General features: G+C 71.3%; 12 protein-coding genes and 2 pseudogenes. 5 read left to right on the forward strand and 9 right to left on the reverse strand.

The genetic code is table 11. From position 1 onward, the window contains the following. Positions 1 to 384: 384 nt before the first annotated feature. Entirely contained in the window at positions 385 to 732 is a 348-nt protein-coding gene (locus tag L6E17_RS20315; protein ID WP_236242183.1) for a GntR family transcriptional regulator, read from the forward strand. Here the strand turns inward: L6E17_RS20315 and L6E17_RS20320 are convergent. Then, positions 721 to 1647 (reverse strand): PaaX family transcriptional regulator C-terminal domain-containing protein, encoded by a 927-nt coding sequence (locus L6E17_RS20320; RefSeq protein WP_236242184.1) that lies wholly within the window; start codon positions 1645 to 1647, stop codon positions 721 to 723. The genes L6E17_RS20315 and L6E17_RS20320 overlap by 12 nt on opposite strands. Further along, a complete protein-coding gene (locus L6E17_RS20325; RefSeq protein ID WP_236242185.1) occupies positions 1644 to 2285 on the reverse strand; it encodes a GNAT family N-acetyltransferase in 642 nt (213 codons plus the stop codon). The genes L6E17_RS20320 and L6E17_RS20325 overlap by 4 nt, the downstream gene beginning before the upstream one ends. An 87-nt stretch (positions 2286 to 2372) precedes the next feature. Here L6E17_RS20325 and L6E17_RS20330 point away from each other — a divergent pair, with 87 nt between their 5' ends. Further along, the gene (locus tag L6E17_RS20330) at positions 2373 to 3446 is read left to right on the forward strand and encodes a S9 family peptidase (protein WP_236242186.1); all 1074 of its coding nucleotides are present in this window, start codon (positions 2373 to 2375) and stop codon (positions 3444 to 3446) included. A 158-nt stretch (positions 3447 to 3604) separates the two neighbouring features. After that, the gene (locus L6E17_RS20335) at positions 3605 to 3763 is read left to right on the forward strand and encodes a hypothetical protein (RefSeq protein ID WP_236242187.1); all 159 of its coding nucleotides are present in this window, start codon (positions 3605 to 3607) and stop codon (positions 3761 to 3763) included. Between the two features lie 123 nt (positions 3764 to 3886). Here L6E17_RS20335 and L6E17_RS20340 read toward each other — a convergent pair whose 3' ends face one another. Then, positions 3887 to 5158, reverse strand: coding sequence for a hypothetical protein (locus L6E17_RS20340; protein ID WP_236242188.1), 1272 nt, complete (start codon positions 5156 to 5158; stop codon positions 3887 to 3889). A 192-nt stretch (positions 5159 to 5350) separates the two neighbouring features. Here L6E17_RS20340 and L6E17_RS20345 point away from each other — a divergent pair, with 192 nt between their 5' ends. Beyond that, complete coding sequence (locus L6E17_RS20345) at positions 5351 to 6652, forward strand: hypothetical protein (RefSeq protein WP_236242189.1); 1302 nt, start codon at positions 5351 to 5353, stop codon at positions 6650 to 6652. Between the two features lie 161 nt (positions 6653 to 6813). On the opposite strand, the pseudogene L6E17_RS31090 reads toward L6E17_RS20345, so the two are convergent. Then, a pseudogene (locus L6E17_RS31090) lies at positions 6814 to 6876 on the reverse strand (hypothetical protein); the annotation flags it as partial. A 111-nt stretch (positions 6877 to 6987) separates the two neighbouring features. Beyond that, the gene (locus tag L6E17_RS20355) at positions 6988 to 7707 is read right to left on the reverse strand and encodes an NADPH-dependent F420 reductase (RefSeq protein ID WP_236242190.1); all 720 of its coding nucleotides are present in this window, start codon (positions 7705 to 7707) and stop codon (positions 6988 to 6990) included. A 104-nt stretch (positions 7708 to 7811) separates the two neighbouring features. Between L6E17_RS20355 and L6E17_RS20360 the strand changes: the two are divergent. Continuing rightward, positions 7812 to 8769 (forward strand): annotated as a pseudogene (locus tag L6E17_RS20360) (helix-turn-helix transcriptional regulator). 300 nt (positions 8770 to 9069) lie between these two features. Here L6E17_RS20360 and L6E17_RS20365 read toward each other — a convergent pair. From L6E17_RS20365 to L6E17_RS20380, 4 genes are all read right to left on the reverse strand, one after another. Beyond that, on the reverse strand, positions 9070 to 10350 hold the full coding sequence (locus L6E17_RS20365; RefSeq protein WP_236242191.1) for a PQQ-binding-like beta-propeller repeat protein: 1281 nt from the start codon (positions 10348 to 10350) through the stop codon (positions 9070 to 9072). Positions 10351 to 10625: 275 nt separating this feature from the next. Continuing rightward, a complete protein-coding gene (locus L6E17_RS20370) occupies positions 10626 to 10886 on the reverse strand; it encodes a hypothetical protein (RefSeq protein ID WP_236242192.1) in 261 nt (86 codons plus the stop codon). A gap of 451 nt (positions 10887 to 11337) precedes the next feature. Then, complete coding sequence (locus L6E17_RS20375) at positions 11338 to 11727, reverse strand: DUF3592 domain-containing protein (RefSeq protein ID WP_236242193.1); 390 nt, start codon at positions 11725 to 11727, stop codon at positions 11338 to 11340. Between the two features lie 179 nt (positions 11728 to 11906). Next, a complete protein-coding gene (locus tag L6E17_RS20380) occupies positions 11907 to 13172 on the reverse strand; it encodes a phospholipase D-like domain-containing protein (protein WP_236242194.1) in 1266 nt (421 codons plus the stop codon). Between the last annotated feature and the right edge of the window lie 564 nt (positions 13173 to 13736).

The following is a 13736-nucleotide window of genomic DNA, read 5'->3' on the forward strand; positions in this document are numbered from 1 at the left end:
TGGCGTCGTCCCGGAGCCGGCATCTCCGGAAACCGGCACTCCGGAAGCCGGCATCTCCGGAAGCCGGCATCCCCGGAAGCCGCTTCGAGGTGTGCTGCCCGACCGCACCGCGGGCACGCTCACAGCCTGGCTGCGCGACCATCCCGGCGCCGGGATTCCTCAGCGTGAACCCCGGCTCGGAGTGCCACACGGAACCAGCACGGAGCCCGCCCGCCAGGCAACACCGCCGTAGCTACCGGTAGCCCCCCGGCCGATACGCGTATCCGCCCGAATCCACCGCCCAGGCCCGGTTCCGGCAAGCCCTGGCACGTTCCTGGCGCTCGCGCCGCGCGGCCCACCAGGCTGGTCCCCGGACCGGGATCACCGGAGGACAGGGGCGCGGACATGACGACGGTGGGCAACGTGGTGGCGGGCGACGACGACGTCCAGGGGGTGCGCCGGTGGGTGCGGCTCTCGTGTACCGAACCGGGCACCCATCTGCCGGCGCTCGCCGAGATCGCGGGGGACCTCCGGCTGTCGACGGCTGTGGTTCGCTCGGCGCTGGAGCAGCTCGCCGCCGAAGGGATGGTGACCCTGCACGAGGGCCACCGGCTGTACAGCGTCGGCACGACGACGCCGGCCGAGCGCGCCTACCGGCTGATGCGGCCGACTCGGGCCTGGCCCGCTGCGCGCCCGCGTGCGGTGGACGACGGGGAGCGCGTCCCAGGCCGCCCGCAGCCGTCAAGGGCGTGAGGGCAGCGGGGTGGACGGAGACGCCGGGGTGCGGATGGCGCCGTCGTAGAGGCGGAACAGGTGTGGCCGGCCGTGGTCCTGGCCGGACTCGGCGGCCAGGGCTTCCCAGCACTGTGCGGCCACGGCGCGGGCTCGGGTGCCGGGCCAGGGCTGGGGGAGCAGTTCAGGGGGCAGCAGGGGGTCAGGGTCCATGGCGGTGGTGAAGGCTGCCGCCAGCTCGATGGCGTATGTCAGGCGCTCGGTGCTCGTGGGCTGGTCCGCGCCGGACAGCCGGGCCAGACGGGAAGTGGCGAGGGCGGCGAGCGCCTCGTGGCGGTCGGCGATCTTCTGGAGCGGCCAGAGCAGGGCGGCGAGGCGGACGGGGTCGGTCTCGTCCCCGACCCGCAGGTCGCGACTGGTGAGACGGGTGAGGGAAGGCAGGACGTCCAGTTGGCGGGCGTGGGCTTCGACGATGTCGCCGATGGCGTTGGCGCTGACGTAGAGCCCGCCCTGGACGGGGGCCGCGCCGAGGTGGAGAAGGGTGTCGCGCAGGGTGTCGCGGGCCTGCCGGGCGGTCTCGGGGATGGCGAAGGCGAACAGGTGCCAGACCTCGTCCCAGGGGGCGAGCCCCTGGTCCTGCCGGTAGGCGTGGCGGACGTACTGCACGTCCGGTGCGATGGCGCCGGTGGCGTCGGCGGTGGCGCGCAGTACGGCCTTGCGGCCGCGCCCCTCCTGGGTGAACCGGCCCTCGGCGACGAGCCGTTTGAGGCAGAGCCGGACCTGTTGGTCGGTCATGCCGAGTGCTTCGGCGATGGCGTACAGCTCGCCGGCGTCGACGGTGCCGTCCTCGCGGACGAGGGCGAACACCAGCGTGCGGGTGCCGATCCCGGGTGTGGCGGGCTTTGTCGCACGGCCCACCGCGGGTCTGCTGGTCATCGCTGCTGCTCCAAGGTGTCGCCGGGCGCGCCGCTGCCCGGGTGGGCCGGCACGGCGCGATGCATCGTAGTCACCGCACCGAATCCCATCAGTTTCCTGAGGTACGGAGTCTGTTCGGTGTGTACGGCGGTGAAGCGGTGCCGCTCGTACAGGGCGCGGGCGCGCGGGTTGACGTCGATGACGTCCAGGCGGACCCGGGAGCAGTCGTGCTCGGCGGCGACGGCCGCGATCTCCGTCAGCAGCAGGCTTCCGATGCCCGTACCGCGGTGGGCGGGGTCGACGGCGATGCCGTCCATGACGAGTTCCCTGGGGGCGGGGGTGCGTTCGAGTAGCGCCAGCACGGCGAGCCGGGGCAGGCCGCGGAACAGCCCGAAGGTGGAGAACACGTCGCGCGCCCCGCCGCCGGTCAGGCCGCGCCCGCCCAGCTGGTAGCCGGCCACGCCCACGACGTGGCCGGCGGGTGAGAGCGCGACGGCGGCGCGGTCGTGGTGGAGGTGGCGGGCGATGAAGGCGCGACCACGCTCGGCCGGGCCCAGAGCGGCTCCGAGCTTGCGGCCGAATGCCTCCCAGTAGAGCGCGGCCACCCGTTCCTCGGCGCCCGAGGGTACGCCGCGCCTGATGGTCACTGCTGCGTCCATGACTTCCTCCTCGCGTTGTGCGTATGAACATAGTACGGTCGAAAGAAAAACGATAGTTTCTGATTCGATAGTTTCTGAGGGGGATGGATGTTGGCGAGACCGCGACACGAGATCTCGACGCGCCGGCGCCGGGCGGCGCGGGCCGCGCTCGCGACCTTGACGGCGCTGGTGGTCGTGGCGGCCGGCCTGGGCGGGCTGGTGGTCTGGCAGAACACGTACGACCTGCGGGAAGAGGCCGTCACCGTGCGGCACGGGGGGCGGACCCTGCACGGCGTACTGGCGCTGCCCGAACAGGGGAAGGGACCCTTCCCCCTGGTGGTCATCGTCCACGGAGACGGCCCGGTGGACGCCACGCACGACACCTTCTACCGGCCGATGTGGGAGGCCTTCGCCCGTGCCGGGTACGCCTCGCTGTCCTGGAACAAGCCGGGCGTGGACGGCGCGCCGGGCGACTGGCTCGACCAGACCATGGACGACCGCGCGCAGGAGGCCGCCGACGCGATCGCCTGGGCGCGGCAGCGGCCGGACGTCGACGGCAGCCGGGTCGGCCTGTGGGGTGCCAGTCAGGCCGGCTGGGTGCTGCCCAAGATCGCCGCCAAGGACGGGCGGATCCGGTTCGCCATCGCCGTCTCACCCGCCGTCAACTGGCACCGGCAGGGCCGCTACAACCTCCTGGCCGAACTGCGCCGCGACGGCGCCTCGGATGCCGAGATCGCCGCCGCCCTGCGCCGCCGCGAGACCGGGCTCGAACTGCTCGCGCGAGGCGCCACGTACGAGGAGTACGTCCAGGCCGTCGGGGACCCGCAGGGTATGACGGCCGCCCGATGGCGGTTCGTCTCCAAGAACCACTCCGCCGACGCCGGCGCCGACCTGCCGGCCCTGCGCGGGATTCCCGTCCTGCTGGTGCTCGCCGGGCACGACGTGAACGTGGACACCGCCGACACCGAGGCCGCCTACCGCAGGCTGCTCCCCTCACCGCCACTGCGCGTCGCCCACTACCCCGACGCCGCCCATGGCCTGGTCACGTACGACGTGGAGACATCGTCCCTGCGTCTGACACTGACCGCGCTGTTCGCGCCGCGGGCCCTCTTCGCTGAGGGCTTCCTGGCCGACCAGCGGCACTTCCTGTCCTCTCTCGACACTGAAGGAGCAAGGCGATAACCCTCCGTCCCACCGCAGACCCCACGCCAGGAACCGGGGCAGGCGCGGAACCCGCGGCCCGGCGGGCCACCGGGCCGACCACCGCGCCCCGCTTACACCACGTCGACGCCCTGCGCGGCTTCGCGCTCCCGGGCACCCTCCTGGTCAACATCACCTTCATGGCCTCGGCGTACCGGGGCACCGGTGTCGACGAACCCGGCTGCGGCTCCGCCCTGGACACCGACGTCCGGTTCCTCACCGAAGGCCTCTTCGAGGCCGAGTTCTACCTGCTCTTCTCCTTCCTCTTCGGCTACAGCTTCACCCTCCGACAGGCCTGAGCCGACTGCGACGGCGCGGCCTTCCCGCCCCGCTTCCTGCGCCGTGGAGACGCGGAAGGCCCCGCACGGAACCGGGAGGCCGGGTGTTTCACGTGCGGGGCAATGCTCACGGGGTGGGGGCTGTCAGACTCTGGTCAGGGTGTACGTACCCGTACCGTCCTGCCTGCCGCTGGAGTACTGGCGGATCAACTCGCCGTTCGCGTAGCGGTCGTGGCCCATCATGGAGCCGGTGTACTTGTTCTGCAGACCGATCTTCGTGCTGCCGGGTACGTCGCGGTAGATGTAGAACCGCTGGAGGTCGTCCTCCCCGCAGGTGGCCGTCGTCAGGTGTGCCTGCTCCTTGTTGGCGATGTCCGCCGGGACGGTCGCGCATCCGCCGTTGCCCCAGTTCCACAGGGTCGCCTCAAGGACTCCGTTGTTCTCCGTGACATTGCACAGGCGCCAGTTGTCCAGGTGGGCGCTGAAGAACGTGGATTCGCGCAGACGGATGCCATCGTTGGCCAGGAGCGGTGCACTCCAGTTCAGGGGCTTGCCGGGGACGTCGATCTTGTAGGCGGCGGATTGGCAGTTCAGAGCGGCCCGCGTGGCGGGTTGGGCGGCCTGGGGGGCCTTCGTGTCCTGGGCGGCCTGGGCGGCGTTGTCGGCGTCGTGCTTGGCCTGGTCGGCCTTGGCCGAGGGGACGGGACCTGCCGGGTGCTTCGCGGTGGCGGCAGGGGAGCCGCAGTCCAACAGGCGCTGAGCCTTGGCCATGATGCTGTCGGCGGGGACCTTGTCCTCGCAGCGCACCGCGCCTTCTTCGAGGGCGGTGTAAGTGGTGTAGCTGCCGCTGTCGGGGCCCTCGGTCCACTTCAGTGCCCAGCTGCCGTCGTCCTGTTGGATGCGGTTGCAGTTGAGGCTGCCGTAGGCGCCGGTGACCTTCTTGGTGCCCTTGTAGAGGCCGTAGTAGCCGGGCTCGAAGAAGTTCCAGGAGATGGAGTTCGACTCACTGCTGGTGGAGGAGTAGTTGACCTGCACGTTCAGGCCCAGGCTCGCGCCGACGCTGCCGAGGGCCTCGACGGCGAAGCTTCCCTGAACGGTGCCGTTGAGGCCGACAGACACCGCGATGGTGGTCTGGGTGCTGGTGGTGACGGTATGGCTGCCGGTGGAGCCCTGGGTGACGTACCAACCCTTGAAGTGGGTGATCGTCGGGGTGACTTCGGTCGTCTTGATGACCGGGTGGCGTGTGCCGAGATCGGCTGCGGTACAGGTCTGGCCGGGCTGGACCGCCTGCCCGGCGGCGGCCGGGGCGGCGGCGGGGGCTGCGGCGGCGGCCGGGGCGGCCAGGCCCACGGCGGCCGCCGCGGTGGCTGTGAGCACTCCGAGCCCTCTGCCCAGACGGGTTTTTGTGCGGCGCATTGCTTTCCCCTGTGTGTGATCTGTGAGGTGAGTGTGAGCGAAACTAGTGCCGCCGGGGGCGGCAGGTCTGTACCACAACTAGCCAAATGCGATCACAGACTGTCGCGTTTATCGGCTGGTATGAACGGGAGTTGACAGGTTCCATGCCTTCGGTGTGCCCGCAACGGGGCCACCGGAGGAAGGGACCACCTTTTGGAACACGTCAGACGCGGCCTGGCAGCGATAGCCTCGCTCGCCCTCACCGCAGCCCTGTGCACCATGGGCGCACAACCGGCCGCCGCCCAACCCCTCACGAGCCGTACAGTCCCCCAGGGCCACGGCGACTGTACGGAAACCGGGCCCGACCTGCGGCGCGAGGGCATGGCCTGGACCTGCATCAAGACGGGACCGGCCACCGCCTCCGCCCTCGCCGCCGTGCCCGCCGCAGCCCCCCGGGTCGCCCGTGCCAACCCGGGGGCGGACCTCTGCCTCAAAAAAGACCCCGACCCGAATAAGCCCATCGAGCCCATCCCCTCGAACCGCAAGGCGTACTGCATGCGGTACCTGGCCGAGTACGTGACCCTTGGCGAGGACAACAAGGTGAACGGCAAGGCCCATGTCCTGGTCTTCGCCGCAGCGGCCATGAACTCCCTGCCCAATGCACAGTGGAAGGAGGAAATAAGAATCTACGTCACCGACATGACGCCCAATATCGCCGCTGTGACGATGGCTCTGAGCGCCACGTGCAGCGGCCAGTGCACGGCGGGGGCACCGGCCTGGGGCGGGGCGCCCGTGCTCCTGAAGAACGGCCAGGGCAGGGAGGACGGAACCCTCTCCTACAGCTCGTCGGTCGGCAAGGGCTTCGACACGATCGTCCAGCCCTCCTACCACGTGAACGGGACCATCATCACCGTCAAGGGCGGCGGGAGGCCGGTGAACAGGTTCCTGGACTGGCCCGGCCCCAAGGTGCGCTGTGACGACAAGGTCTCACCGAAGGCCGGATCGCCGCCCGGATGCATTGTCGACGGGCACACGGCCAACGTGACACTCCACCGGTCGCTCTACAAGGGGGCGGCCGTCGCCTACGAGTGGGCGCAGAAGAACCTCACGGGCAAGTTCGGCACCCCCGGGAACCTGCTGAACCGGTGGTATGTTGACCCGTTTGACCCGGAGGCCGAGAACAGGCGGGCCCTGACCTGTGACCGCGGGAAGTACCCGTTCCCCCGGGGCGCCACGGGCATCCCCAACGACTCGTGTGACGAGTACCCGTTCGCCAAGTCGATGCAGGGCGGCAACGAGGGTGAACGGTGTATCGACATCACCCCGCGCGAGGTCGGCGGGGTGTGGGACGTGGCGAACGTGACCGTCGACAGGGCCGGCCCGCGCAACGCGCCCTGTATCCGGGCCCATGTCGACGCAAAGGACAACTCCGCTGCGGGGAGCGAGTTCGGGAGGGCGGTGATGTCCGACCGCATCATGCAGGGCGAGGCGTTCGAGGTCATCATCGACGGGTAGGCGGCGGGTCTGCCTCCCCGGGCACCCGGGGAGGCAGACCCGGGCCGGCTGGGTTCCGTCTGACGGGTCATGCACGGAGCCACAGGCGTATGGCCTCGACGGTCCCACCAGAGGGTGGGGCCGATGCTGCCGTTGCGGTCGAACAGTGCGGCGGTGTGGGCGGCATCGGTGTACCGGGTGCGGTGGCGCCACCCCATGGCGGTGGGGTCGAGGCCGGGCAGCACTGCCGCGCCCGGTTCGCAGGGCGGGGCGGGCGGAAGGTGGTGGGGGGCAGGAGGTAGCCGGTGCCTTCTCGGGCAGAGGTGGGCGCGCCGTCCGTGTGCAGGTGTTCCGGGTCAGCGCACGACCTTGATGCCGAAGTGGCCGCCGAACTGGCGCCCGAGGCCGAAGCCGATGGCGGAGTGCATGTGGGCGTACATCTCCATGCCGCGGGCGCACACCAGCGGGCCGAGGTCGAGGATGTCGGTCCAGCCGTACGCCTTGAGCAGGTCGGCGGCCTGCTGCTTGGCTTCCGCGTCGTCGCCGGCGAGGAACATCGTGTGGTCGCCGCCGCCGATGGCCTTCGGGTCGACGGCGGTGGACTGCTCCTGGGTGACGAAGCTCTTGACGACCTTGGTGGCGGGCAGGGCGCGCTGGATCTGCTCGCCGAGGCTGTCGGTGTCGCACGGCTCCAGCTTCGGCATGACGCCCCACGGGGTGGGCCAGGGGTGCTCGGTCTCGTGCTGGTAGACGTAGGGGACGGCGTAGTCGATCAGGGTCTGGCCGGCGAGCCGGTCCGCGATGGCGGTCAGCGCGGCGACGGCGTTGTGCCCGTCGATGCCGTTGATGACCAGCCGGTCGGCAGCGGCGGCGGCATCACCGAAGGACCTGAGGGTGATGCCGGGGTGCTCGGCGAGCCACTGCCCGTACGGGGCGTTGCCCATCATGTCGGGCTCGGTGCGGGCGAGGGTGGCCTCGGGGTCGCGGGTGCCGACGTACACCTCGTGGCCCAGGTCGAGGAGCCTGGCCGCGTGAGCGCGGGCGCCGCCGCCGGTGCCGAGAACTGCGATCTTCATGGGGGGCCTTCCGATGGTGGTTCTGGGACCCGAGAGCCGGACAAATCCACCGTAGACGGGCTTCAGGTCAGGGTCTGTCCTCTGAAGTCGGTGAGAGTGGATGCATGACGAGTGACATGACGGCCCGGGTGCTGCGGCTGCTGTCCCTGCTGCAGACCCGCCGGGAGTGGTCCGGGGCCGATCTGGCCGACCGGCTTCAGGTGACCGTGCGCACGGTGCGCCGCGACGTCGACCGGCTGCGCGAACTGGGCTACCCCGTCGACAGCGCCCGCGGCCATGCCGGCGGCTACCGGCTCGCCGCCGGCACCGACCTGCCCCCGCTGCTGCTCGACGACGAGGAGGCCGTCGCGATCGCCGTCGCCCTGCGCACCGCGGCCGGCGGTCTTACCGGGATCGAGGAGACGGCCCTGCGCGCCCTGGCCAAGCTCGAACAGGTCCTCCCCCGCCGCCTGCGCGGCCAGGTCACCGCACTCCAGTCGTCCGTCGCGGGCATCGCCTGGGAGGACCGGGGGCCGCGGGCGGATCCGGCCCTGCTCGGGGCCCTGGCCGTCGCCTGCCGCGACCACGAGATCCTGGCCTTCTGCTACACCGCCCGCGGCGGCGCCGCCGCCCCGCGCCGCGTGGAACCGCAGCACCTGGTCGCCTCCGGCCCGCTGTGGTACCTCCTCGCCCACGACACGGACAAGGACGACTGGCGCGTCTTCCGCCTCGACCGCATCACCGACCTCACCCTCACCGGCCGCCGCGCCCCGGCCCGCCAGCTGCCCGGCGATGACCCCGCGGCCTTCGTCGCCGCCCGCCTCTCCGCCGCCCCCACCCGCCACCGCGCCCTCGCCACCGTCCAGGCCCCCGCCGACGAGGTCCGCGCCCGCACCCGGCACCTGGGCACCCGGATCCGGCCCGTCGACGCGGCCAGCTGCCTCGTCGACGCCTCCGACGACTCCCTCACCCGCATCGCCCGGACCCTGGCCGGCCTGCCCGCCGACTACACCCTCGACGCGGCCCGAGGTCCTCGATCACCTTCGTACCGCTGCCCGCCGCACCTTGCGCGCCACGGGCTGAGTACGTGTTTCCGGCTCCTGGTGCTGGTGAGCCCGTACGCCTGTGGAGAGGAAGCGGGACGCGTCAGCAGACCCCGGGACCGAAGGTTCCGACCCGGGGCCTGCTGGCTTTGCTCACGAGAACGGGTTCTGGCTCACCTTCTGTGACGCGGCGACGATGAGTGACAGGTGAGTCTCTCTGGGCCGTGTGCGAAGTCGCCCGAAACGAGCCGTGGGCTGGAGTGGGTTCGGGGGCAGTGACAGCCGCAGCAGGGAAGCGCGGAGAGGGAAGGGGGTGCGGGAGACGTTCTCCTGCCCTCCGTCACCACCGCTCGTACACGGAGAAGGGCCGCACGCCCTGGCCGTGGCGGAAGGCGATGACGAGGTCCTCGTACGTGAAAAGTCCATCGAGGGTGCTGTAGCCCGGGGCCGGGTCGTCGCGGAAGGCGCGGTCGTCCTCTTCGTCGCCCGTGGCGGCGTCGTAGACGTACAGCGTGTCCCCGTACTTGGGGGAACTGGTCATGACCGTCACCCGGTCGCCCGCCGCGTACAGCCCGGCGACGTCCGTCCCGCCGGGGGCGACGTGCTCCCGCCACACCTCGTTCCCGCTCGTGAGATCGAAGGCGACGAGCCGCTCCCACTCGGCGCTCTGGTTGCCGACGTACGTGGCGATCGCCAGCAGCCGACCGCCGGCGACGGTCGCCTGCTTGATGTCGCCATGGCCGCCGACCTCGTCGATCCGTCCCTGGGGGCGGCCGTCCGGCCCGAAGGTGAGGTAGGAGTACGATCCGTCCCCCTCCGGCTCCCCGACGCGCACCACCGCCGGGTCGGCAGACAGAAAGGTCGCGCCCCTGCTCGTGGGAACGCCCCGCCGGGCGTCCAGGGGCGCGGTCCACAGCTCCCCGCCGTCGGCCGGATCGAACGCGGCAAGCTTCAGTTCGTCCCCGCAGGCGACGACAGCCAGGACCTGCTTGTCCGCGGCGGCGACCGAACCTGGGACACAGTCCCTCGGCACGGCGGCTGTCCAGCGCGGCGTGCCGGACCGCAGGTCGACCGCCCGCACTACCGGGGTGTCGCCGTCGAGGAACACGCCGAGCCCGGCGCCGGTGGCGACGCGGTCGGCGGTGGTGTCGCCGACGGCTGGTGCGCGGGAGGTGTGCCACAGTTCCCGGCCGTTGGTGAGGTCGAGCGCGGCGACGGTGCTGCAGTCCTTGCCCGGCTCGCCGTGGACGAGCAGGGCTGCCGAGTCGTCGGCGGTCGAACTGACGGAGCAGATGTCCGCCCGGCCGGGCACGTACTCCCAGCGCTTCTCGCCCGTCGTGACGTCGAAGCCGGTTACCGCGTCGTAGCGGCTGCGGACGACGGTGTCGCCCGCGAGCCAGGCGCCGTTGCCCTGGTCGGAGGCGTTGCGGTCGTACGGGGCCTCCCAGGCGGTCGTCATGGAAAGGAAGGGCACATAGCCCGTGTTGGCCAGGAAGATGAGAGCGGCACCGCCGACCACACCGAGCCCGACGACGACGAGAGTCAGGCAGCCGAGCACCCTCCGCCAGCCGGTCAGCTGAGCCCTACCGTCGTCGCCGGCAGCGTTCGTTCGCGTTGCCAAACGGATCCCCACCCCTGGTCAACTATTCGAATGACTCACAGGGTAGGGGGATCTACGATCGTCCGCGATCACATCCGTCGCTCGGTCGAGACGATCAGGCAGACCCCGCCGAGTGCGATCGTCCAGGTCAGGGCCTCGTTCAGGATCAGCGCGCAGAGGGCGACGACGGGGAGGCGCAGCGTCCATGTCCCGCTTCTGTGCCTTCAGGGGCCCGGCCGCTCCAAGCCTTCGCCCCCGACGCTCCGAGCCGTGTCCGTCAGTCCCGGCCCGGAAGCTCATCCCGTCGCCGGTTCCGCCTTCGTCGGGCGCTTGCCTGGTCCGGCATGACAGGCAAGGCCCCGTACCAGGTCGTGACTCTCGGGTGCCGGCCGGGATGTGCTGCCCTTGCCACGGCCGAGGCCCCCGCCGTGGATGTTGCCCGGGAGCAGCCCGTGGCTGCGCCATGTCGCCAGCTGCTTGGCGGTGACCGTGTAGCCGTGCCGCTGGGCGTGGTCGAGGAGTTGCTGATCGGCCGCGCTGGGCTCGCTGGAAGACATGGCGCGACGTTACCGGCGCCGGGCTCGGCCACGGACCGGTTTTGGAGACCCCCCACCTTCGTGCGGTCAGCAAGCGGCCCGTCGTCTCACATGGCTGAAGCGGCAACGGGCGGCGTTCCCATGCCGTTATGGCGCCGCCTTGTTGGAGAACACCGGACTGCGCGTGCAGGTAGCGGCGCCCGATACGGGCAGCGGCCGTTGCACGCCCCATTCACGAAGGAACCGATACGTCATGACCACGCATGCGGACGCACCGCGTCGTCTTCCACGGCCCCGACCTGTCAGCCACACCGCACCAGACGCTGCTCGTTTCCGGACAACTTCCGGAACCGGCCAGACGACCTCAGTCATCACTCAGCGTGCACACACCACAAAACCTGAGCCAGAGCCCGAGAACGAGCACCGGTGAGCGGGTCAGGGAGGGCGCGGCGGACGCGTGGTGGTGGTTCTGTCACCACTCCCGTACAGCCAGGTAGAGGAGGAACACCCCGAAGGCGAGTGTGAGTGGGGCGAGCCACAGCTTGAAGAGCAGCACGCCCGCCCGTTCGGCCCGCCAGGGGCGCTCCGGGTCGTACACCACCGGGAGCGACGTACCGACCTTGGGGCCGGGCCAGGTATGGGCGGAGCTGGTGACCTGGAACGACCGCCCGTCCTGGGTGGTGAAACGGAAGACGGCCGACCGGCTCCGCACGCCGGGCGGCGCGCCTCCCTCCTCCAGGGCCACCACCACGCCCGTCGTCCGCACCAGGCGCGAGCGCGTCCGCAGGTACCCGAGCAACTCGCCGGCGGAGCCCCAGATGAGGACGCCTCCGACCACCACCTGCAACAGCAACTGGAACACGTGCTCCTCCCCCACCACCATCGCTTACGGCCCGTACGCAGACGTCGGCGTCCGCGGCCCCCACCCGTTGCCGGTGGCGCCCTTCAGGAGCAGGCGCCACCGTGGCAGCCGGTGACGCCGGCCCGCCGCCTTCGCCGCGGGAGACTCCCCGGGGGCGGAGCGGGCCGGCTCACACGGCGTCAGCGGCAGGCGGCGACGTTGTCCGACACGCCGGGGAGGGCGGCCGCCCGCACCCGGGTGAAGTTGGCGGTGAAGGCGTCGTACACGGACGGCGTGGTGATGCGGAGCATCGCCTCGTCGTTGTCGCGCAGTGCGGGGCCGCTCCAGTTGTGGCTGCCGGTGAAGACCAGCTTGTGGCGGGCGCCCGCGTACATCCCGTCGATCATCATGTTCTTGGAGTGCACGATCCGGTTCGGGGTGGCCGGGTTCGCGTCGTCGTCGTGCTGGTAGCAGCGGGTGGTGAGCCGGGGCTGGCCGTGCAGGGCGTTCCAGGTGCCGGTGTCGGTCTCGCTGTAGACGATGTCGACGGTGCAGCCCGCCGCCGCGAGGGAGCGCAGCTTGTCCGCGACCGCTTGGCGGGTGATCTTCAGCATCGCGACCCGGATGGCGGTGCGGTGGGTGCCGTTGGCGTCGCTCCAGGTGCACCTGACGTTGTCGAGCGCGTTGACGACGGTGTCGGTGCCGGTGGTGCTGCCCGCGCGGGGGAAGAAGTACACCTTGTACGCGCCCGCGTTGGCGTAGGTGTACTTCCAGTTCGCCCGGTCCTGCTGGGCCAGCTCGCCGAAGTAGGAGGTGTACGCCGTGTACAGCTCGGTGTTGCCGGCGACGCTCACCGCGCTGTTCCAGAAGCGGGAGTAGTTCGACGGGGTGAGGTTGGAGGTGGTCTGGAACACCACCTGCCGGGCCGCGCCGCCGCCGAGGCTGCTGAAGAGGAGGAACTTGTTGTGGTTGATGCCCTTCCCGGTGGAGCCGAGGCATGACGTGCCCGTACGGCACAGCATCACGTACGAGCCGAGGCGGGTGTCCGTGCCCAGGGCCGACTTCAGGGTGTTGTAGGCGCTGGGGTGGTCGAGCGTCGTGCTGTCCAGCACCACGCGGACGTTGACGCCCCGGGCGGTGTGCGCCGAGGCCAGGTCCTGGGCGATGGTGTTGTCCCAGAAGTGGTACAGCGCCATCCGGATGGTGGAGCCGGTGTCGGCTGCGGCGATGAGCGCACGCACCTGGTTCCTGATGGCGTTCTGCTGGGCGGGGTCGCTCGACGTGGGGTTGTTGAACAGCGTCCCCATGGGCGGTGCGGCCGCCTCGGCCGCTCCCGCGGCCACGGCCGTCCCGGTGGTCTGCGCGGCGGCGGCGGTCTGCCCGCCCCCCGCCGGTCCCAGGACGCCGGCAGCCATCAGCAGGGCGACACCGGCGGTGGTGAAGCGCCGACGTATGCCTGAGAGCATGGTTCCCCCTCATCTCCACCATGGTGTGCTGCGGTATGCGCACACCTACGGACGGTGAGGATCCTGCCATCCCGTCCTGTGGTCCTGCCACTGCGGAACCGGCCCTGCCCGCGGCCCGGGGCCAGAACACCAGTGGCTCGGGGCCCTGTTCGGGGCTTGGGGCCGGAAAGCCGGTGGTGCGGGCGGGGGGCCGGGTGGCAGGATCCGCTCCGTGACCCACGGAATCGAGTACCGCGCCGCCCGGTGAGCGCGGCCGACGAGCGCGCCGCGCTCATCCCCGGCCCCTCCGGCGCCGCCCCTGCGCCCGGCCCTTCCCTGTACGCCCACGTGCGGGCGCTCCTGCGCGCCGCGGGCCCCGTGGCGGGCCGGTGCCCGCCGGCGGCCTGCCGCCGCCCCGCACCCCCGCTACCGCCCGGCCGGCGGGGCGCGGCGCCGCCGGCTCCCCGCGAAGGAGGCGCGCGCGGCGGTCGCCGGTGCCCTCGCTCCCCTGCTGACCGACCCGGACACGGCCCGGGCCGCGCGGTCCGCCCACCGCCTGCTCGGTGCACTTCCCGTGCGGCCGCA

The organism is Streptomyces sp. CC228A (assembly GCF_021390935.1).
Taxonomy (GTDB): domain Bacteria; phylum Actinomycetota; class Actinomycetes; order Streptomycetales; family Streptomycetaceae; genus Streptomyces.

Bases quoted from the DNA above. Each gene is read 5' to 3' on its own strand.
- L6E17_RS20315 (WP_236242183.1), top strand. From the start codon at position 385: ATGACGACGGTGGGCAACGTGGTGGCGGGCGACGACGACGTCCAGGGG.
- L6E17_RS20320 (WP_236242184.1), bottom strand. From the start codon at position 1,647: ATGACCAGCAGACCCGCGGTGGGCCGTGCGACAAAGCCCGCCACACCC.
- L6E17_RS20325 (WP_236242185.1), bottom strand. From the start codon at position 2,285: ATGGACGCAGCAGTGACCATCAGGCGCGGCGTACCCTCGGGCGCCGAG.
- L6E17_RS20330 (WP_236242186.1), top strand. From the start codon at position 2,373: ATGTTGGCGAGACCGCGACACGAGATCTCGACGCGCCGGCGCCGGGCG.
- L6E17_RS20335 (WP_236242187.1), top strand. From the start codon at position 3,605: ATGGCCTCGGCGTACCGGGGCACCGGTGTCGACGAACCCGGCTGCGGC.
- L6E17_RS20340 (WP_236242188.1), bottom strand. From the start codon at position 5,158: ATGCGCCGCACAAAAACCCGTCTGGGCAGAGGGCTCGGAGTGCTCACA.
- L6E17_RS20355 (WP_236242190.1), bottom strand. From the start codon at position 7,707: ATGAAGATCGCAGTTCTCGGCACCGGCGGCGGCGCCCGCGCTCACGCG.
- L6E17_RS20370 (WP_236242192.1), bottom strand. From the start codon at position 10,886: ATGTCTTCCAGCGAGCCCAGCGCGGCCGATCAGCAACTCCTCGACCAC.
- L6E17_RS20380 (WP_236242194.1), bottom strand. From the start codon at position 13,172: ATGCTCTCAGGCATACGTCGGCGCTTCACCACCGCCGGTGTCGCCCTG.